The organism is Micromonospora sp. USAFONa4 (assembly GCF_057197825.1).
In genome coordinates, this window is the sequence record NZ_CM170072.1 from 3,290,365 (window position 1) to 3,309,146 (window position 18,782).

Sequence of the window (18,782 nt, forward strand, 5' to 3'; positions counted from 1 at the left end):
CGCGACGGGCGTCAGACCCTGGACCAGGGCGGCGGGAAGAGCACCTCGCCGCGCGGCGGCGGGCCCTCGCCGCTCGTGGCCGGCGGCAGCACCAGCGCCTGCCAGGGGTCGCCGAGACCCGACCAGGGGCTGGTCAGGCCCATCCGGTCCGCCCGGCCGAAGCCGAACCGGTGGTAGTAGCCCGGGTCGCCGAGCACCACCACCAGCCGCTCGCCCAGCTCCGTGGCCGCCTCGATGGCGGCCTGCACCACCGCCGTGCCGAGCCCGATCCGCCGCCGGTGCGGCGCGACCGCCACGGGGCCGAGCGCCAGCGCCGGCGCGGTGTGGTCGTCGGACTTCACCCGGACCCGGGTGAGCAGGGCGTAGCCGACGACCTCGCCGCCGTACTCGGCGACCATCGCCAGCTCCGGCAGCCAGGCGTCGCTGTCCCGCAGCTCCTCGACCAGCCCCACCTCGGGCGGCGTGGTCACGTCGGGGCGGGCGAACGCGCCGGCCAGCACCCGCCGGACCGCGCCGGTGTCGGCCGGGTCCTCGGGTCGCAGCCGCAGCGTCGTCACGCGGGGCACGTTACCCCTCACGGGCCGTCCATCAGCGACGGTCGCTCGAATCGGCGTGGCGCGAGGTGCACGTCCGCCGATCCGGATCGGCGGTTGCGGGGGTAGCCGGGCCGACGACGGGGTATGACTGACCCATGAAACCCGTGCGTTCCCTCGCCCGCGCCATGCTGAGCGGCATCTTCGTGGTCAGCGGGTTCACCAACCTCCGCAACCCCGGACGGCTGGTCCCGGCGGCGAAGCCCGTGACGGACCGGGTGACTCCGCTGCTGGAGAAGGCCGACCCCCGCATCCCCACCGACACCGAGACGCTGATCCGCGTCAACTCGGCGGTGCAGGTCGGCGCCGGGCTGATGCTCGCCACCGGCCGGTTCGCCCGGCCGGCGGCGCTGGTCCTGGCCGGCACGCTGGTCCCGGTGACCCTCGCCGGGCATCCCTTCTGGAACAACGACGACCCGGCGGCGCGGCGCAACAACCAGGTCCACTTCCTGAAGAACCTCGGCCTCTTCGGCGGGCTGCTGCTCGCCGCCGCCGACACCGGTGGCAGGCCGGGGCTGCGGTGGCGGACGGGTCACCGGATCGGCCACTCCCGACGTTCCGTGCAGCGAGCCGTCCGTACCGCCCGCAGGGAGGCCCGGATCGCCGTACGATCGGCAGCGACGGCCCGTCGACTGCCTGGCTGACCTGCGTCGATACCTCCCCCCACCCGGGCCTTCACGTGTCAACACCGCGAATCACCTGAACCACCCGACAGGCGTTAACGCGGTGGAAATGTCAAAAACATGTGTGGGATCGGACACGGTCGCATAACGCGGGAGGCATTAACGTGAGGCGCCGTTCTAGGCTCCGTGCAGGACCTGGACGGGTAGGACGACCTTGGTACGGGGGTGGCCACGCCATGCCGGCGACCGTCGGAAGACGGGTGGACCGCCTCGCCCCAGTCCGTCGCGTAACGCGTGGGATCGATCGTAGGACAGTCGTACGGGCTGGCATCGTGGCCGCCGTCGCCTATGCCGCATGGCTCGCCATCGGTGCTTTCGGGCGGCCGTACAACTTCTTCGACATGAAGATCTACCACGGCGCGGTGGTGTGGTGGGCGAGCGGTCACGAGCTCTACGAGTTCATCGCACCCGGCACCACCCTCGGCTTCACCTACCCGCCGTTCGGCGGTCTGGTGATGCTGCCGATGGCGCACCTGCCGGTCGAGCTGGCCGGGATGGTCAACGCGCTCGCCAGCATCGCCGCCCTGGCCGTCGTGCTGGCCGGGCTGCTCCGCCCGATCGTCGACCGGCTCGGCTGGCCCCTCTGGTTCACCGTGGGGATCGCGACGCCGCTGGCGGTCGCCATCGAGCCGGCCCGGGAGACCCTCGGCTACGGCCAGGTGAACCTGCTCCTCTTCGCACTGATCATGGCCGATTTGATCGGCCTGCGCTGGCGGGCCCGCCGGGGCACCCACATCCCCCCGACCGACGGCCCGCTGCTGCGCTTCGTCTACAGCGGGGCGTGGGCCGGCGTGGGCATCGGCCTGGCCACCGCCGTCAAGCTGACCCCGGCGCTGTTCATCGCCTACCTGATGATCACGCGGCAGTGGCGTGCCGCGACCACCGCGATCGGCACGGTGATCGCGGTGACCGTCGGTTCCTTCGCGGTCGTCGGCACCGAGTCGCGGGCCTACTTCGGCGGCGTGCTCTGGCAGACCGAGCGCGTCGGGGCCGCCGACATGACGCCCAACCAGTCGCTGGCGGGGCTGCTGGCCCGGCTGTACGACTCGATCGAGACGCCCGGCCTGCTCTGGCTGGCGTTCTCGGTGCTGATGCTGGCGGTCGGCCTCTCCCGCGCCGTCAACGCCCGCGCCGACGGCGACGAGCTGACCGCGTTCACGCTGGTCGGCCTCACCGCCAACGTGATCAGCCCGATCTCCTGGACGCACCACCTGGTCTGGGTGATCCCGGCGATCATCGTGCTGGCCGACGCCGCCGTACGCCGTCGCGAGGCCAGCCGCGGGTTGGCGCAGCGGGCCGGCCAGGGCGGGTACGGCGGGCCGCCGGGGGTGACGGGGCTACGCCCGCCGATCTGGTACCCGACGCTGACCGGGCTCCGGCACGGCGTCGCCGCCGTCGGGCTCTACCTGCTCTTCCTGGTCTCCCCGATCTGGCCGTACGAGCACCAGCTCCCCGAGGTGTCGCACTACCAGGACGGCCTCTTCGGCGCGCTGATGGAGAACTCGCTGGCGCTGGCCCTGATCCTGCTGGTCGCCGCGCTGCCGTGGCGTCCCGGTGCCGAGCCGGCCTTCTACGCCGACCGGTTCGGCCGGCAGGCCGCGCCGAGCCTGCGCCGCTGACCGGGTGGGCCGCCCCTCAGGGGCAGTTCACCCACTCCTCGGTGCCGTCGGCGAAGACCTGCCGCTTCCAGATCGGCAGCCGCGCCTTGACCTCGTCGACCAGTCGGGCGCAGGCCGCGAACGCGGCGGCCCGGTGGGCGGTGCTGACGGCCGCCACCAGGGCCGCGTCGCCGATGGCGAGCGGGCCGACCCGGTGCGACACCGCGACCGCGTACACGTCCGGGTCGGCGGCTATCTCGGCCGCGACCTCGCGCAGGATCCGCCCGGCGCTCGGGTGGCCCTCGTACTCCAGGCTGGTCACCGCCCGGCCGTGGTCGTGGTCGCGGACCACCCCCTGGAACGAGACGACCGCACCGGCCCGGCGGTCGGCGACCGCCGCCTCGTGCGCGGCAAGGTCGAGCGGCCGGTCGGTGACCTCGCCGAACGTCGTGGACCGGCCCGAGGCGTCGGCCGTCGGCGTGGTCACCACGCACGCTCCCCGGGCAGCAGCGGCAGCGGTACGACCGGCACCCGGTCCCCCGGCTCGCCGGAGGTGCCGGGGCGGATGACGGCGAACCCGTCGGCGCCCGCCAGCCCGCGCAGCATCGCCGAGCCGACGTGCCGGACCGGGTGGGCGGTGCCGGCGGTCCGGTCCAACCGGACCAGCGCCAGGTGGGTGTACCCGCCCCGGCCGCGCACCGGCTCGGCGAGCGTGGCGTGCGGCAGCACCGGCATCGGGCGGCCCGCCAGGCCGGCCAGCAGCGGGGCGACAAGCGAGACCAGGGCGACGATGGCGGACTGCGGGTTGCCGGGCAGCCCGGCGACGAACCGGACCCGGCCGTCGGCGTCGGCCAGCCGCGCCAGCAGCATCGGGAAACCGGGCCGCACCGCCACCGTGTTGACCACGTAGTCGGCGCCGAGCGCCTCCAGCGCGGGATGCAGGTGGTCGACCGGCCCGTGCATCGTGCCGCCGGTGGTGCACACGAGGTCGGCGGTGCTCAGCGCCGCGCGCAGCGCCGCCACGTGCGCGGGGAGCGTGTCCGCCACCGGTCCGACCACGTCCGACGGGCGGACCAGGCAGCCGTACCGGCGCAGCCAGGCCGGCACCGCCGGCCCGAGCGCGTCGCGCACCCGTCCGGCGCCGGGCGGGCCGGCGGTCAGCAGCTCGTCGCCGAAGACCAGCAGCGCGGCGCGGGGCTGCCGCCGCACCAGCAGGCTGTCGTGCCCGCAGGAGGCGGCCAGGCCGATCAGCGCCGGGTCCACCGGCGTGCCGGCGGGGACCAGTTCCTCCCCGGCGTACGCCTCCTCGCCCGGCTCGCGCCACTCCGGCGCCGGCCGCGGCGTGCCGTCGACGAGGCCCTCCGGCGTACGACGGGACTCCTCCACCCGCAGCACGGATGTGGTGCCCTCCGGCACCATCGCGCCGGTGGCGATCTCGACGGTCGTCCCGTCGTCGGTCAGCGGGGCCGGGGTGCCGCCCGCCAGCACCCGCCCGACCGGCCGCCACGGCCCGGTGCCGCGCACGGCCCAGCCGTCGACGCTGGAGGTGGGGAAGGCGGGCAGGTCCGTACGGGTGGCCAGCGGCTCGGCGAGGGTGTGCCCGTCGATCTCGGCGAGCGGCCGGCTGACGGCGGGGAGCGCGGCGGCCAGGCCGACCGCGTAGACCCGGGAGCGGGCCTCCTCCCAGCCGGCGGGCGGGGGCGCGGTGGCCGGCTCGGCGGCCGGGGCGGTTTCCGTGCTCACCGGCCGAGCCTAACGGTGCGGCATGCCGGCCGCGCCGTCAGCGGCGCCGCGCCCGCCGGTTGGTCGCGGCCCTCCCGCGTCGTCAGTGGTCGCCGCCGCGGAGCTGGTCGACGGCGTGGCGGAGGATCGGCCCGAGCACGGCGAGGCCGTCCCTGGCCCCGCCGGTCGACCCGGGCAGGTTGACCACCAGCATCCGGCCGACGACGCCGGCGAGCCCCCGGGAGAGCGCGGCGGCGGGGACCTTGTCGCGGCTGTGCGCCCGGATCGCCTCGGCGATGCCGGGGATCTCGTGATCGAGCAGCGCCCGGGTCACCTCGGGGGTGCGGTCGGAGGGGTTGATCCCCGTACCGCCGCTGGTCAGCACCACGTCGATCCCGTCGGCCAGGGCGGCGCGCAGCGCCTCGCCCACGGGCTCGCCGTCGGGCACCACCACCGGCCCGTCCACCTCGCAGCCGAGGTCGCGCAGGCCCGCGACGAGCAGGGGGCCGCTGGTGTCCGCGTACACCCCCGCCGCGGCGCGGTTGGACGCCACGACCACCCGGGCCCGGATCACGGCCGCTCCTGCGGGCGGACCCACAGGCCGGTCTTGCCGCCCTCCTTGCGCAGCACCCGGACCGCGTCGACGCTGGCCGCCGGGTCGACCGCCTTGACCATGTCGACGAGCGCCAGCCCGGCGACGGCCACCGCGGTCAGCGCCTCCATCTCCACGCCGGTGCGGTCCGCCGTCCGCGCGGTGGCGGTGATCTCGACGGTGTCGTCGGTGAGCGTCAGGTCGACCGTGACGCCGTGCAGGGCGATGGGATGGCAGAGCGGGATCAGGTCGGGGGTGCGCTTCGCGCCCATGATGCCGGCGAGGCGGCCGACCGCCAACGCGTCGCCCTTGGGCAGCCCGTCGCGGCGCAGCAGCTCGACGACCTCGGGCGTGGTGCGGAGCCGGCCGGCGGCGACGGCCAGGCGGCCGGTGACCGCCTTCGCGGAGACGTCGACCATGCGGGCCGCGCCCGCCGGATCGACGTGGGTGAGCTGCGCGGGATCGGTCACGCTCGCGAGCCTATCTTTTCCGGTACGGGTGCACGGGGGTCACCGGCACGGGCACGCCGGCCGGCGATGGGCCCGCACCGGCTGAACCGATGCCCCTTTCGATCGCGCGACGGCCGCGACTCCCGGCGAGTGGGCACCACCCCTGTCGCGAATTCGGAACGCGTTTACGGCCCGTTGTCCCGCGGCCGTTTCCCTCCCACTTCACGGACCGGACCGATAGCCCTCCCTTCCGGTGGACGGTGACTCGGGATGCCGCCCCGGAACGACGGGACCTCATTGACTCCGCAACGCCACGGAAGCGATCATCACCGTCGGGAGAATCTCCGGCCGCATCGATCGGGGCAACGTACGGAGTGCATCTTGCTCCGATCGTTCCGTGACCTCGTCGGGGGCGGCGGCAGGCGGTGAGCGCTGACGGAACCACCCGGGCGGACGGGCGTACCGGCACGGAAGCGGTGGCCTCGACCACACGATGTGCCCAGGGCACGGGCCACGGCCCGGCGCCACGCCGTCGGCCGCTGCAAACTGCACCGTCGTGTCCGATGCGCCGACGCCGCCACCGGTTCATTATCTAGCGTTAACCGGAAGTCGATAGAAACACAGCACTGAGTTCCCGGCCAGAAGCAGAAAGTCACGCCGCAGGGCACGGTTCTCATCCATTGCCCATAGTCACATATATCCCTCCATAATTGGCCGAACCGCACTTAGGCTGTCGGCGTCGCGGAACACAGCCGCGCAACGGCCAACGCGAAACCGGGGAGGGATAGCGATGTCGGCACACGAGTGGAACTGAGGATTGTGGCTGGCGCGTGACCGCGGGTAATCTTGGCGTGCTTTGCAGTCGGAAGCAGTCGGGATGCCGTGACACGACCGGACGTGGGCAAGACAGAGGCCGAGCGGCGGCTCACGCTGCACGTCGGCCTCGTCTGCGTCGTGGCCGCCATCGCGGCCGCCCTGTGTCTCCGCGAGCTGACCCGGCTGGACTGGTCACGCAACCACCTGACGCTCTCGCTCACTCTGATCTGCCTGGCCCTCCTCGCCATGACGATCAAGTGGCGGATCCGGATCCGCGCCACGGTCCACGCGATCTCCTGGAGTGAGACAGCGATCATCCTGAGCCTGGCGGTCGCGCCGACTCCGCTGGTGATCCTGACCACCGGCATCGGGGTGGCGATAGCCCAGTACCTCGCCAAGCTCCCGCCCCTGAAGGCCGCCTTCGGAGTGGCCAAGACCATGCTGCTGGCGGTGGGCGGCGGAGCAGCCCTCCACGCGGCCGGAGGATCGCCACCGATCACCGACCTGTGGCCGGCCCTCGGCCCGATCGGGGTCGCCTACGCCGTCACGGTGATCCTCGACGAAGTGCTGACCCTCCCGGTCATCGCACTCGCCACCGGCACCCGGCTCAGGCAACTCTTCCGCGAGGACCTCGGGCTGCGCCTGACCAGCGCGCTGGCGCGCTTCGTCCTCATCGTCACCACGCTGTTCATCCTCCACGGGGACCCCCGGCTCCTGCTGGCGGTGCCGCCCCTCGTACTCAGCCTCCACCTGCTCTACTCCAACCGGGTCAAGGCCCGCACCGAGCAGCAGGCGTGGCAGCGGCTGGCCCGCACCACCGACGCGCTCAACGTGGTCGACCTGGACAAGGTCCTCACCACGGCGGTCACCCAGGCCGCCGAGCTCTTCTCCGCCGACGAGGTGGAGATCGAGCTGCGCGACGGCGGCCGGACAGTACGCGGCGGTGCCGTCGCCATCACGTACGACGGGCCGGCCGGCGAGCCGACCGCCGTGGACGGCACCGTGGTCCCCGCCGCCCTGGAGGGGCACGACCGGACGGTCGACGTGGGCGTACTGCGGCTGCGGTTCCGGGGGCCCGTGCAGCTCTCCGAGCGGGAGCAGTACACGCTGCGCACCTTCGCCTCGGCGCTCTGCACGGCCGTGCGCAACGCGCAGGCGTACGCCGAACTGGCCCGGGTCGCCGACGAGCACGCGTACGCCGCCACCCACGACGCGCTGACCGGGCTGGCCAACCGCCGACACCTGCTCGACCAGGGCACCGAACAGCTCGACACCCGGCACGCCGACGGGGTGACCGCGCTGGTGCTGATCGACCTCAACCACTTCAAGGAGGTCAACGACACCCTCGGGCACGCCGCCGGGGACCACGTCCTGGTGCAGGTCGCCGAGCGGCTGCGCGACGCCGCCCAGGAGGGGGACCTGGTGGCCCGGCTCGGCGGCGACGAGTTCGCCGTACTCCTGCGGGGCCTGCCGGCCCCCGCGGTGGCCGCGCACCGCGCGGAGACCCTGCTCGCCACGCTGCACGAGCCGTTCGACCTCGACGGCATGCGGATCAGCGTCGAGGCGAGCGGCGGGATCGCCGCCGCACCCGCCACCGGCGGCATGCCGGAGCTGCTGCGCCGCGCGGACGTGGCCATGTACCAGGCCAAACGGGCCGGTCAGCGGACCTCGACGTACGCACCGACCCGCGACACCGCCGACCTCGGCCGGCTCACCCTCGGCGGCGAACTGCCGCGCGCCGTCGCCGACCACGAGTTCACCGTCAACTTCCAGCCCATCGTCGACCTGGGCACCGGCCGGGTCACCGGCGCCGAAGCCCTCGCCCGCTGGCACCACCCCACCCACGGGATGATCGACCCGCTGCGCTTCCTGGAGGCGGTGGAACGCTCGGGCCTGCTCCCCGCCTTCGCCGAGGCGATCCTCGACCAGGCCCTGCTCGCGGCGGGCAGCTGGCGGGACGCCGGCTTCGACGTGCCCGTGGCGGTCAACGTGTCGCCGCGCAGCCTCCTCGACGCCCGCTTCCCCGGCTCCGTGCTGGCCCGCCTGCGGGCCCACGACCTGCCCCCCGACCGGCTGGTGCTGGAGCTGACCGAGACGCTCACCCTCAGCCAGCTCGACGTGGTCGACCGGGTGCTCAGCCGGCTGCGCGACGAGGGGGTCCGGCTGGCGCTCGACGACTTCGGCACCGGCTACTCCTCCCTGTCGCTGCTCTCCCGCATTCCCGTGCACGAGCTGAAGATCGACCGCAGCTTCGTGACCGCCATGGAGACCTCCGCCGAGGCCGCCGCCGTCATCCGCTCCACCCTCGACCTGGGCCGCAGCCTCGGGCTCGACGTGGTGGCCGAGGGTGTGGAGAGCGAGCCGCAGCGCCGGGCCCTCTGGGAGCTGGGCTGCACGGCCGGCCAGGGGCACCTCTTCGCCCGGCCGGTGCCCGCCGGCACGCTCCTCGCGGCGTTCCGGCGAGGCTCCGGGGGCAGCCCCGGCACCCTCGCCCCTCCGCTGCACGACGCCGGAGCCGTGATCCGGCTCGCCCCGGGCCGCCGGCCCGGCGGGCGCGGCCGCACCGACCGCCACCTGCCCGCCTGACGCGGCGGCAGGCGCCATCCGCCCACCTGACGCGGCGACGCGCACCTGCTGCCAGACTGGCCCGCGTGACCGCCGCCCCGACCGCCCGCCGCCGTGGCTGGCAGCGCCTCGACTCCGCCGCCGGCGGCCTCGCCCTCGACCTCGGCCTGTACGCCGCGTCGGCGGCGTTCGCCGCGATCACCGCCGCCACGTCCACCCTGCTCCCGCACCGGGCCTGGGGCGCCGTCGCCGCCGTCGGATACCTCCTCGCGGCCCTCGCCGCGACCGGCCAGCTCCTGCTGCGGCGGCGCGACCCCGCAGCGCCGGCGGCCGGGCTGCGGGCCCGCTGGGCGGTCACCGGGTTCGCCTGGTTCGCCACCGCCCTGCTGCCGCTGGCCTGGCAGAGCATCCAACGGGCCGGCGGACGCACCGACCGGGCGCAGGAGGAGGTGCTGGTCGTCGAGGAGTCCGGCCGGCGGCTCGTCGACACCGGCACGCCGTACCTCGGGCACGACGCGATCGCCGCCCTGCCACCCGGCGAACAACTGCTCGGCTACACCCCCTACCAGCCGGGAATGGCACTCTTCGGGCTGCCCCGGGCGGCCGTCGACGCCTGGTGGACCGACGCCCGCGTCTGGTTCGCCGTCGGGACCGCGCTGGCGCTCGCCCTGGCCGTCCGCGCCCTCACCCGCGGCGTACGCCGGAGGGCGGACGACCACACGGGCGCCGCCCTGCTCCGGGGTGTACAGGCCGCCACCGTCCTCCCGATCTGCGCGCTCACCCTCGCCACCGGCGGCGACGACCTGCCCGTACTCGCGCTCTGCCTGCTCGCCCTCGCCCTCGCCGCCGCCGGCCGACCTGGCCGGGCCGGTCTCGCCGTCGGCCTGGCCGGGGCGCTGAAGCTCTTCGCCTGGCCGGTCGCCCTCGTGCTGATCATCTGGGGACTGACCCGGCGGGCCGGCCTGCGGGTCGCCGCGGGCGCGATCGGCGTGCCCGCCGCCGCGCTGCTGCCGGCCCTGCTCGTCGACCGCGACGCGCTGGTCGAGAACGTGCTCCGCTTCCCGCTCGGGCACGGCCTGGTGTCCAGCCCCGCCCAGTCGCCCTTCCCCGGCCACCTGATCGCCACCGCGCTGCCCGCCGGCCGCGCCGTCGCCGTCGCCCTCCTGCTCGCCGCCGGCCTGGCCATCGCCGTCCGGCTCGCCCGCCGCCCGCCCCGCACCGCCGCCACCACCGCCCTGATCTGCGGGTACGGCCTGCTCGCCGCGATCCTGCTGATGCCCACCACCCGCTTCGGCTACCTGCTCTACCCGCTCGCCCTCCTCGCGTGGGCCCCCGCCCTGCACCCCCCGGTTTCCGCGAACCGGCGGGCGGAGGCCGGCGACACGGCGTAGACCTGAGGCATGACCACCTATCGCGACCGCGAAGAGGCGGGCCGGACGCTCGCCGAACGGCTCACCGCACTCATCGGCGCACCGGACGTCATCGTCCTCGGGCTGGTACGCGGCGGCGTGCCCGTGGCCCGGGTGGTCGCCGAGCGGCTCGGCGCACCCCTCGACGTGCTGGTCGTCCGGAAACTCGGCATGCCGTGGGCGCCCGAGGTGGCCTTCGGCGCGCTCGGCCCCGGCGGCGTGCGCGTCCTCAACGACGTCGTCGCCAGTCGACTCACGCAGGACGACGTCGCCGAGGTCGTCCGCCGCGAGGAGGCCGAGCTCGAACGGCGGGAACGGCTCTACCGCGCCGGTCGGCCGCCGCTCGACCTGACCGGGCGCACCGCCGTGATCGTCGACGACGGCCTGGCCACCGGGGCCACCGCCCGCGCCGCCGTCCAGGTCGCCCGTCACCTCGGCGCCCGCCGGGTCGTGGTCGCCGTCCCGGTCGGCTCCCAGGAGGCCTACGAGATGCTGGCCGCCGAGGCCGACCAGGTCGTCTGCGCCCAGCACCCGCCGGAGTTCATGGCGGTGAGCACCTACTACGAGGACTTCCACGAGGTCGCCGACTCCGAAGTCACGGAAGCGCTGACAGCGACTGCGTGACCTGACCGGGTACGGTCGGAGGATGAGCCTGACCTGTCCCAAGTGTCACGGAGAAATGCGCCAGTACGAGCGCAGCGGCGTCACCATCGACCAGTGCGGCGAATGCCGGGGGATCTTCCTCGATCGCGGTGAGCTGGAGAAGCTGTTCGAGGCGGAGGCCAACTGGAGTCGCCAGCAGGGCGCGACCCCGGCACAGCCCGCCCACCAGCAGGGCGGCTACCCCGGCCAGCCGAGCCACCAGCAGGGCGGTTACCCGCCCCCGCCGCCCCCGCCGCCCGCTCCCGCCCCGCACCAGCCGGGCTACGGCGCCGTCCCGCCGCCGCCCCCGCCGGTGCACGGCTACCCGCCGGCCCCCGCCTACGGCCAGCAGCACCACGGCTACCACGGGCACTACAAGCGCAAGAAGCACAAGAGCTTCCTGGACGAGATGTTCGGCTGAGCCACTCCGTCGACCGGGCCGGCGCCTCGACCGGCCCGGTCACCCGTGGTTCGGTTCCACGCACCGCGCCACCGCCGTTCGCCGTGCCGAGCGGCGGCGGTCGTGCGACGCTGCGCTCCATGACGCACCGCGGACGGCACCTCGCGCTGGCGCAGGCGTACGACGGGATCACCCGCGTCGTCACCGACCTCGACGACGCGGACCTGCAACGGCCCACCCGGTGCCGGGGCTGGCTCGTCGCGGACCTGCTGTTCAACGTGCTCTGCGACGCCCAGCGAGCGCTGGTCGCGCTGGCCAGCCCCGCCGAGGGCCCGGCCGACGTGGACGACGTGACCTACTGGCGCGCGTTCCCGTCTGAAGGGGACGGCGACGGCGCGCGGCACGCCCGGTGGGCCCGCCGCTCCGCAGCCGCCTTCGACCGCCCCGGCGGGATCGTCCGGCTCTGGACCGACACCGCACCCGCCGCCGTACGCGCCGCGGGCGCAGCCGATCCCGACGGCCACGTGACCACCCAGGGGCACGTGCTGCGGGTGCCGGACCTGCTCGCCACGCTGACCACCGAGGCCGTCGTGCACCACCTGGACCTGGTCCTCGACCTGCCCGACGCGCCCCTGCCCGGGGTGCTGGCCACGCAGGTCGCCGTGACCACCATGGACGGCCTGCTCAGCGACGACGCCGTCCGGCCAGCCGCGTGGAGCGACGCGGAGTACCTGCTCAAGGCCACCGGCCGGCTGCCGCTCACCGACCGCGACCAGCTCGAACTCGGCGAGGTCGCCGGCTGGTTCCCCCTGCTGGGCTGACCAGTCCTCCGTCCGGGCTGACCGGCGTGACCGGGCTGATTGGTGCAACCGCCGCAACGGTCGGTTCAGCCTCGCCGGTTCGGACCAGGAGAACTGGCGGCTGCCGCCAGCATCCGTTCGGCCGTCTCCGCCTTGCGTGACAGGGCGACGGTAGCGCCGGAGTAAAGCAACGCGACGATCCTCTCTGCCGGACCACACGTCGTTCCCATGGTGTAGATCGACTTGTGAGGTCGTACCGAAAGACTGCCGATCCCCTGGGTCCGCAGGAAGCCAAGGAACTCCTCGAGCACATGACGTCGGCCCACCAGACGAAACTGAGGCATGGTGGCCGGGGCCGATCGCGATCGGCGGTAGAGGCCCAGTGATCCGTCGCCGTCGACCACACCACGCCAGAAGTCACGCGACTCCACCAACCGGGCGTCGGTCGGTCCCTGGTACCGGCCCAACGCGACGAGCCGGTCGGCCAACTGGCGGGAACGCACGGAGAACTGGCACGAGTGGTGGGTCGGATTGGGCGCCGAGATGGCGCTCGTCGAACCGAGGAAGGTCCGGAGCTTGGCCAGATGTGCTCGATCGCGTTCTGCCAGTCCTACCGAGATCTGCGGGATGTGCTTCGGTCGGTAACTGATCGACCCGTCAGCGAACACGAATCGCCTGCCGGGACACACCGCTGGCGTGGGCAATGCTGCTGAGACTCTCGCCTGCAAGCGCACGCGCAATGGCGTCGGCCCTCGCAGCCTCCGTCATCCGGGCCCCGGTCTGCCTCATACGATGGCCATGTCCACGAAGCGCGACAGGTGGAGTTGCGCGGCCACCGTCACCGTGTCGGTGGGACCATTTCTGTGCTTGGCAATTATGAAATCCGCCTCCCCGGCCCGCGGCGACTCCTTGTCGTAGTAGTCGTCGCGGTGCAGCAGGATGACGACGTCGGCATCCTGCTCAATCGATCCACTTTCGCGCAAATCGGACAGCTGCGGTCGCTTGTCGGTGCGCTGCTCCGGGCCACGGTTCAGCTGACTGACCGCGATCACCGGGCACTCCACCTCCTTGGCGAGCAGCTTGAGGCCACGGGACAGGTCCGCGACCTCCTGCTGCCGGCTCTCGGTGCGCTTCGGAGAGGTCATCAGCTGGAGATAGTCGACCACGATCAGCTTGAGGTCGTGCCGCTGCTTGAGCCGGCGCGCCTTGGCCCGGATCTCCATCAGGTTCATGCTCGGCGTGTCGTCGACGAAGAGCGGCGCCTCACTGATCTCGCCCATGCAGCGGGCGAGCTTGGTCCAGTCGTCGTCGGAGAGCTGGCCGCTGCGCAGGACGTGCAGGGGCACGCGCGCCTCGGCCGACAGCAGCCGCATGACGATCTCGACCTTGCTCATTTCCAGCGAGAAGATGGCAGACGCTTGATTTGCCCGAATTGCAGCGTTTCGGGCAAAATCCATACTTGCTGTCGATTTTCCTAACCCAGGGCGTCCGGCAACGATCACCAGCTGCCCCGCGTGCAGGCCGTTGAGCAGGCGGTCCAGGTCGGTGAAGCCGGTGGGGACGCCGGTCATGACGCCACCCTGGGCGCCCACCGCCTCGATCTCGTCCAGAGTCGGCTGGAGCATGTCGGCGAGTACGGCGAAGTCCTCGCTGACGCGGCGCTCCGTGACGTCGTAGACCGCCTGCTGGGCGAGGTCCACGATGTCGTCGACGTCGCGGCTGCCGCCCTGGCTCGTGCCGTAGCCCAGCTGCACGATCTTGGTGCCGGCCTCGACCAGGCGCCGCAGGACCGCCCGCTCGCTGACGATCCGGGCGTAGTACGCCGCGTTCGCGGCGGTCGGCACGCTGGCGATCAGCGTGTGCAGGTAGGGGGCGCCGCCGATCCGCACCAGATCGCCGGAGTCGGCCAGGGCCGCCGCCACGGTGATGGAGTCGGCCGGCTCGCCCCGGCCGTAGATCTCCAGGATGATGTCGAAGATGGTGGCGTGCACCGGCCGGTAGAAGTCGTTGGTCTTGAGGATCTCGACGACGTCGGCGATGGCGTCCTTGGAGAGCAGCATGCCACCGAGGACGCACTGCTCGGCGGCGACGTCCTGCGGCGGGGTCTTGTCGAACTGGCCGTCGCGCTGCGGCGGCGGGGACGCCTGCCCCCCGCCCGATCGCGAGTCCGCCCGCATGTCGTCGGTGACCGACACGGGTCCCCCCTCCACTGCGTCGGATCCGGATCCAGCCCTGTCGCCGGGATGGACAACCTCGACCTGCCGGTCGATCGGGGGTCATCGCACGACCGGTCGGGGGCCAACCATACGGAACCCGAGGTCAGCCCCTCAACCACGTCGGTGGACGAGCCTCGGGACAACCTGTGGACGCCGGGGGACAAGCATGTGCGCAGGGTGTGCACAGCCTGTGGACAACGGCTGGGGAATTCTCCGCCACAAGGCGCTGAGCTGCGGAAACACAATCCCCAGCCTGTGGATGGCAAGTTTTCGGTCGAACTGCGCGGTCGAACGTCCCGTACTATCTCCAGCGAACGGCTACACCTGCACAGCGGATTGCGCCATCGGTTGAGAAGGGTCACGCTCCGGCCGTGAGTAACCGGGACTGGGGACGCGGAGATGGCGGTCCGCGCGAGCCGGTCGCCCCCTGGGACGATCCCGCCGACCCGGCACCGGTCGATCCGTACGAGCGCGCTCCCGCGCGGCACCGCACGCCGAGCCGGCGCCGGGCCGTCGAGCGCGGGCAGCGGGAGCCGGTCGACAGCTACCTGCCGCGTTGGGCCCTGGAGTCGGGGATCCGCAGCGCCGACGGCGGTGGCCGTCATGCCGCGCCCGACGACGAGGTGGGGACCGAGGCCGAGCAACCGCACCCCGGTGCCTGGCGGGCCACGGAGACCACGAGCAGCTGGCACCGGGTCAGCGAGACGAGTTGGCACGAGTCCCCGGCGATCGGCGCGGCCCTGCAGTCGGAGCACACCGGGGAGTGGACGTCAGGCGCTGCCCCGCAGTCGGAGCACACCGGGGAGTGGACGTTCGACCGTCCGCAGGAGCGGGGATACTCCGGGCGGCGGCGGGCCGAGGACGACCCCGTCTCGGGGTCGGCGCCGCCGAGCCGACCGAGGCGCCTGCCGTCGGAACGCCCGCAGGTCGTCTGGTCCGACCTGGAGGAGGCGGACGCGTCCGGGTCCGTACCGGATGGGGAGGCCGAGCGGCCGGCCCGCCGGGGCCGGCGGGCGGCGGAGGACCGCCCCGCCGTCGATCCCTGGGACCGGGAGTCGCACCTCGCCGCGTCCGAGAGCGCGCCCTCGCCTCCGGCGGTGGACGCGTGGGACGCGTCGGGGGTGCACGCGTGGCGCCCGGCCGGTGAGGTCGACCGCTGGGACCACACCGGCACTGGCCGGTGGGACCGTTCCGACGGCACCGGCAGTGGGGACCGGACCGACGGCGACGGTGAGTGGGACCGGACCGACGGCACCGGTGAGTGGCGCCGGTCCGACGACACCGGTGCGTGGGAGCGGTGTTCCGACGACGATGGGTGGGACAGGACCGCGCCGGGTTCCGGCGGGGGCGCCGTGCAGGAATGGCCATGGCCGGGCCGGGACGAGCGGAGCGAGGGTTTCTGGTCGGGCACCCGGCTGGCGGGCGACGATCCCCGCTGGATGGACCCGCCGGCGTCGGCGCCCCGGTCACCCGTGGTGCCCTACTCCGCGCCGCGGCCGCGTGCGGCACCGCGTCGGCGCGTGGCCGAGCCGGTCGGTGCCGCGACGGCGTCGGCCGTACGCCGTCGGGCCGGGACCGCCGGGGCGGGGGCGTGGGGCCGTCGTATCGAGGACGACCTGCTCGATCCCGATCCGGGCGGGCCGTGGCGGTCGCTGCTCTACACGGTCGCGTGCTACCTGGTGCCGGCGGTGCTGATCTTCGTCTGGTTGCTGACCCTGGACGGGCAGGTGCCGGCAGGGTGTGTCACCGACATCAGCGGAGGGGGTTGCGACTCGCCCCGGGCGCGGGCGCTCGGCTCGCTGGCAGCGGGCCTGCCGCGCTTCGGGTTGGCGCTGGCCAGCAGCCTGGTCGTGGCGCTGCTGCTGCGCCGGGTCGGGACGACGTGGCGTTCGGCCAGCGTCGCGCTGGCGGCGGCCGTGGTCGGCGGTGGCCTCTCGACGGTGATGATCAGCGCGGTGACGGGCCAGCCGATCGGCTGACGATCAGCGTGACCGCACGATCATGGTGCCGCTGCTCGCCGAACGCGCCGGCCGGCTTGTCGGCTGGTGATCAGCGTGGCCGCCCGATGGCTGGCGCACGGCCGCCCTGGTCGGTCCGCACCGCGACGGCACGAGCGGGAGCGTACGCCGCAGGTCGTACACGACAGGGCCCGCACCGGTCGGTGCGGGCCCTGTCGTGGTGCTCGGGTGAGGTGTCAGCCCTGAACGACGTTGAGGTCGAACTTGGCGCTCACCTCGGGGTGCAGCTTGATCTGCACCGGGTAGGAGCCGGTCGACTTGATCGGACCGGACAGCTCCAGCCGACGACGGTCGAGGGCCGGACCACCGGCGGCCTTGACGGCGTCGACGATCTCGGCCGGGGTGACCGAGCCGAAGAGCCGACCGCCGTCGCCGGCGCGGGCCTTCAGGTTGACCTTGAGGCCCTCGAGCTGGCCCTTGACCTCGTTGGCGTGGCCGAGGTCGCGGATCTCGCGGGCCGAGCGGGCCCGCTTGATGACCGTGACCTGCTTCTCCGCACCCTTGGTCCAGGCGATCGCGAAGCCCTGCGGCAGCAGGTAGTTACGGCCGTAGCCGTTCTTGACCTCGACGATGTCGCCCGGGGCACCGAGGCCGGACACCTCCTGAGTCAGGATGATCTTCATATCGGTGCCTCCTCTCAGCGGGCCGTGGCCGTGTACGGCAGGAGCGCCATCTCACGGGCGTTCTTGACCGCACGGGCGATCTGCCGCTGCTGCTGCGAGGTCACGCCGGTCACCCGCCGAGCGCGGATCTTGCCGCGGTCGGAGATGAACTTGCGCAGCAGCGCGGTGTCCTTGTAATCGATGTAGGTGATCCCGTCCTTGTCGAGCGGGTTCACCTTCTTCTTCGGCTTGCGAAGTGCAGCGGCCTTGGCCATTGCTCGTGCTCCTGGTTTGCGATCGCGGGCGCTCGGCGCCATTAGAACGGGGGCTCCTCGTCGAAGTTGCCGCCACCCGAACCACCGCGCGAGGGTGCCGGTGCAGCCGAGGCCCAGGGGTCGTCGAAGTTGCCTCCGCCGCCGCCCTGGCCACCTCCACCACCACCGCCGAAGCCGCCGCCACCGCCGCCGGAGCGGGACATCTTCTGCACCTTCGCCGTGGCGTAGCGCAGCGACGGGCCGATCTCGTCGACCTCGAGCTCGATGACGGTGCGCTTCTCGCCCTCGCGCGTCTCGTACGACCGCTGACGCAGCCGGCCCGAGACGATCACGCGGGCGCCCCGCTGGAGCGACTCGGCGACGTGCTCCGCCGCCTGCCGCCACACGGTGCACGCCAGGAAGAGCGGCTCGCCGTCCTTCCATTCGCCGGAGGCCTTGTCCATGAACCGGGGCGTCGAAGCGACCCGGAACTTGGCGACCGCCGCACCGGACGGGGTGAACCGCAACTCGGGGTCATCGGTCAGGTTGCCGATGACCGTGATGGTGGTGTCTCCTGCCATGACCATCTCCTCGCGCACTCATCAGTTCTGCCGTACAGGCTCTCAGAGCCCTCCGACAGTGCCGATGAGGCTGATCCGGGTGGACCGGGGTTGAATGCTTTAGCGCATCTCCGGCCGGATGACCTTGGTGCGCAGCACGGACTCGTTGAGCCGCAGCTGACGGTCCAGCTCGGCCACCGCTGCGGGCGTCGCCTGCAGGTCGATGACGGCGTAGATGCCTTCGGCCTTCTTGTTGATCTCGTACGCGAGGCGCCGGCGGCCCCACACGTCCGTCTTTTCGACCGAGCCACCCGCAGTCCGGATCACGTTCAGGTACGTGTCGAGGGACGGGGCGACGGTGCGCTCCTCGAGGCTGGGATCGAGGATCACCATGACTTCGTAATGACGCAAGACGTGCTCACCTCCTGTGGGCTAAGCGGCCACGGTCCTTCCGTGGCAGGAGGTCGTGCGTCGTGGCCCGCGCCGGTTCCGGGGGAACCCGGCCGTACGCGGACAACCGGACCAGGATACCCGGTCCCGACGATCATGCCCGCGGTGGTCGGCGGCGCCCTTCCACCGGGCGAGGCGACGGGGGCTCGCATCGACGTCGCTGTCGATGCGAGCCCCCGTACACGAGGCCGCGGGGCGTCCCGTCCGCATTCCTTGGGTGGGACCTGGGGAGGAACGACCACACCGATGAGGTTGGACCGGGGACGCCCCGCGGAGCTTTATCGTGTTGTTACCTGACGTTACAACGGCTCTTGCCCCTTGTCGGGGGAAATGGCGGAATTCTCCGACAAATTTCCCGATGAGCCCGGTTCCGTCGGGGCGGGCCCCCGCCGCGCCGGGCCGCGCGACGAGGG

General features: G+C 73.1%; 18 protein-coding genes and 1 pseudogene. 8 read left to right on the top strand and 11 right to left on the bottom strand.

The window, feature by feature from the left end; genetic code table 11:
• Positions 1-11: 11 nt before the first annotated feature.
• A complete protein-coding gene (locus AC0OO9_RS14370; protein ID WP_484517951.1) occupies positions 12-566 on the bottom strand; it encodes a GNAT family N-acetyltransferase in 555 nt (184 codons plus the stop codon).
• A 125-nt stretch (positions 567-691) separates the two neighbouring features.
• Here AC0OO9_RS14370 and AC0OO9_RS14375 point away from each other — a divergent pair, with 125 nt between their 5' ends.
• The gene (locus tag AC0OO9_RS14375; RefSeq protein WP_484517620.1) at positions 692-1,237 is read left to right on the top strand and encodes a DoxX family protein; all 546 of its coding nucleotides are present in this window, start codon (positions 692-694) and stop codon (positions 1,235-1,237) included.
• A gap of 215 nt (positions 1,238-1,452) precedes the next feature.
• The gene (locus AC0OO9_RS14380; protein ID WP_132235524.1) at positions 1,453-2,895 is read left to right on the top strand and encodes a glycosyltransferase 87 family protein; all 1,443 of its coding nucleotides are present in this window, start codon (positions 1,453-1,455) and stop codon (positions 2,893-2,895) included.
• Between the two features lie 16 nt (positions 2,896-2,911).
• Here the strand turns inward: AC0OO9_RS14380 and AC0OO9_RS14385 are convergent, their stop codons facing one another.
• The 4 genes from AC0OO9_RS14385 to moaC form a co-directional block, all read right to left on the bottom strand.
• Positions 2,912-3,361 carry a molybdenum cofactor biosynthesis protein MoaE gene (locus tag AC0OO9_RS14385; RefSeq protein WP_357577736.1) on the bottom strand — a complete coding sequence of 150 codons (450 nt, stop codon included), beginning with the start codon at positions 3,359-3,361 and terminating at the stop codon, positions 2,912-2,914.
• Complete coding sequence (locus tag AC0OO9_RS14390; RefSeq protein ID WP_484517621.1) at positions 3,358-4,617, bottom strand: molybdopterin molybdotransferase MoeA; 1,260 nt, start codon at positions 4,615-4,617, stop codon at positions 3,358-3,360. The genes AC0OO9_RS14385 and AC0OO9_RS14390 overlap by 4 nt, the downstream gene beginning before the upstream one ends.
• 82 nt (positions 4,618-4,699) lie before the next feature.
• On the bottom strand, positions 4,700-5,170 hold the full coding sequence (locus AC0OO9_RS14395; protein ID WP_121399159.1) for a MogA/MoaB family molybdenum cofactor biosynthesis protein: 471 nt from the start codon (positions 5,168-5,170) through the stop codon (positions 4,700-4,702).
• Positions 5,167-5,658 carry a cyclic pyranopterin monophosphate synthase MoaC gene (gene moaC, locus AC0OO9_RS14400; RefSeq protein ID WP_151456340.1) on the bottom strand — a complete coding sequence of 164 codons (492 nt, stop codon included), beginning with the start codon at positions 5,656-5,658 and terminating at the stop codon, positions 5,167-5,169. The genes AC0OO9_RS14395 and moaC overlap by 4 nt, the downstream gene beginning before the upstream one ends.
• 876 nt (positions 5,659-6,534) lie before the next feature.
• Between moaC and AC0OO9_RS14405 the strand changes: the two genes are divergently transcribed.
• The 5 genes and pseudogenes from AC0OO9_RS14405 to AC0OO9_RS14425 all read left to right on the top strand — a co-directional run bounded on the left by AC0OO9_RS14405 (position 6,535) and on the right by AC0OO9_RS14425 (position 12,290).
• On the top strand, positions 6,535-9,039 hold the full coding sequence (locus tag AC0OO9_RS14405) for a putative bifunctional diguanylate cyclase/phosphodiesterase (RefSeq protein ID WP_484517623.1): 2,505 nt from the start codon (positions 6,535-6,537) through the stop codon (positions 9,037-9,039).
• 65 nt (positions 9,040-9,104) lie between these two features.
• Positions 9,105-10,432: pseudogene (locus AC0OO9_RS14410) on the top strand (glycosyltransferase 87 family protein); the annotation flags it as partial.
• Positions 10,419-11,051, top strand: coding sequence for a phosphoribosyltransferase (locus AC0OO9_RS14415; RefSeq protein WP_484517624.1), 633 nt, complete (start codon positions 10,419-10,421; stop codon positions 11,049-11,051). The pseudogene AC0OO9_RS14410 and the gene AC0OO9_RS14415, both read left to right, overlap by 14 nt.
• A 22-nt stretch (positions 11,052-11,073) precedes the next feature.
• A complete protein-coding gene (locus AC0OO9_RS14420; protein ID WP_484517625.1) occupies positions 11,074-11,490 on the top strand; it encodes a TFIIB-type zinc ribbon-containing protein in 417 nt (138 codons plus the stop codon).
• 119 nt (positions 11,491-11,609) lie between these two features.
• The gene (locus tag AC0OO9_RS14425) at positions 11,610-12,290 is read left to right on the top strand and encodes a maleylpyruvate isomerase N-terminal domain-containing protein (protein WP_484517626.1); all 681 of its coding nucleotides are present in this window, start codon (positions 11,610-11,612) and stop codon (positions 12,288-12,290) included.
• A 65-nt stretch (positions 12,291-12,355) separates the two neighbouring features.
• Here the strand turns inward: AC0OO9_RS14425 and AC0OO9_RS14430 are convergent, their stop codons facing one another.
• Positions 12,356-12,937, bottom strand: a complete 582-nt coding sequence (locus tag AC0OO9_RS14430) for a hypothetical protein (protein WP_484517627.1) — start codon at positions 12,935-12,937, stop codon at positions 12,356-12,358.
• A gap of 117 nt (positions 12,938-13,054) precedes the next feature.
• The gene (dnaB, locus tag AC0OO9_RS14435; RefSeq protein WP_484517952.1) at positions 13,055-14,446 is read right to left on the bottom strand and encodes a replicative DNA helicase; all 1,392 of its coding nucleotides are present in this window, start codon (positions 14,444-14,446) and stop codon (positions 13,055-13,057) included.
• A gap of 410 nt (positions 14,447-14,856) precedes the next feature.
• Between dnaB and AC0OO9_RS14440 the strand changes: the two genes are divergently transcribed.
• On the top strand, positions 14,857-16,464 hold the full coding sequence (locus AC0OO9_RS14440) for a hypothetical protein (RefSeq protein WP_484517628.1): 1,608 nt from the start codon (positions 14,857-14,859) through the stop codon (positions 16,462-16,464).
• 215 nt (positions 16,465-16,679) lie between these two features.
• Here the strand turns inward: AC0OO9_RS14440 and rplI are convergent, their stop codons facing one another.
• The 4 genes from rplI to rpsF form a co-directional block, all read right to left on the bottom strand.
• A complete protein-coding gene (rplI, locus tag AC0OO9_RS14445; protein ID WP_421456350.1) occupies positions 16,680-17,126 on the bottom strand; it encodes a 50S ribosomal protein L9 in 447 nt (148 codons plus the stop codon).
• Between the two features lie 14 nt (positions 17,127-17,140).
• Positions 17,141-17,380: a 30S ribosomal protein S18 gene (gene rpsR, locus AC0OO9_RS14450; protein ID WP_007073789.1), complete on the bottom strand. Its 240-nt coding sequence runs from the start codon at positions 17,378-17,380 to the stop codon at positions 17,141-17,143.
• Positions 17,381-17,421: 41 nt separating this feature from the next.
• Positions 17,422-17,958 (bottom strand): single-stranded DNA-binding protein, encoded by a 537-nt coding sequence (locus AC0OO9_RS14455; RefSeq protein ID WP_172896610.1) that lies wholly within the window; start codon positions 17,956-17,958, stop codon positions 17,422-17,424.
• A gap of 81 nt (positions 17,959-18,039) precedes the next feature.
• Positions 18,040-18,330 (bottom strand): 30S ribosomal protein S6, encoded by a 291-nt coding sequence (rpsF, locus tag AC0OO9_RS14460; RefSeq protein ID WP_121397433.1) that lies wholly within the window; start codon positions 18,328-18,330, stop codon positions 18,040-18,042.
• Positions 18,331-18,782 lie beyond the last annotated feature (452 nt).

Bases quoted from the DNA above. Each gene is read 5' to 3' on its own strand.
- rpsR (WP_007073789.1), bottom strand. From the start codon at position 17,380: ATGGCCAAGGCCGCTGCACTTCGCAAGCCGAAGAAGAAGGTGAACCCG.
- AC0OO9_RS14375 (WP_484517620.1), top strand. From the start codon at position 692: ATGAAACCCGTGCGTTCCCTCGCCCGCGCCATGCTGAGCGGCATCTTC.
- AC0OO9_RS14425 (WP_484517626.1), top strand. From the start codon at position 11,610: ATGACGCACCGCGGACGGCACCTCGCGCTGGCGCAGGCGTACGACGGG.
- AC0OO9_RS14415 (WP_484517624.1), top strand. From the start codon at position 10,419: ATGACCACCTATCGCGACCGCGAAGAGGCGGGCCGGACGCTCGCCGAA.
- rplI (WP_421456350.1), bottom strand. From the start codon at position 17,126: ATGAAGATCATCCTGACTCAGGAGGTGTCCGGCCTCGGTGCCCCGGGC.
- dnaB (WP_484517952.1), bottom strand. From the start codon at position 14,446: ATGCGGGCGGACTCGCGATCGGGCGGGGGGCAGGCGTCCCCGCCGCCG.
- AC0OO9_RS14420 (WP_484517625.1), top strand. From the start codon at position 11,074: ATGAGCCTGACCTGTCCCAAGTGTCACGGAGAAATGCGCCAGTACGAG.
- AC0OO9_RS14380 (WP_132235524.1), top strand. From the start codon at position 1,453: ATGCCGGCGACCGTCGGAAGACGGGTGGACCGCCTCGCCCCAGTCCGT.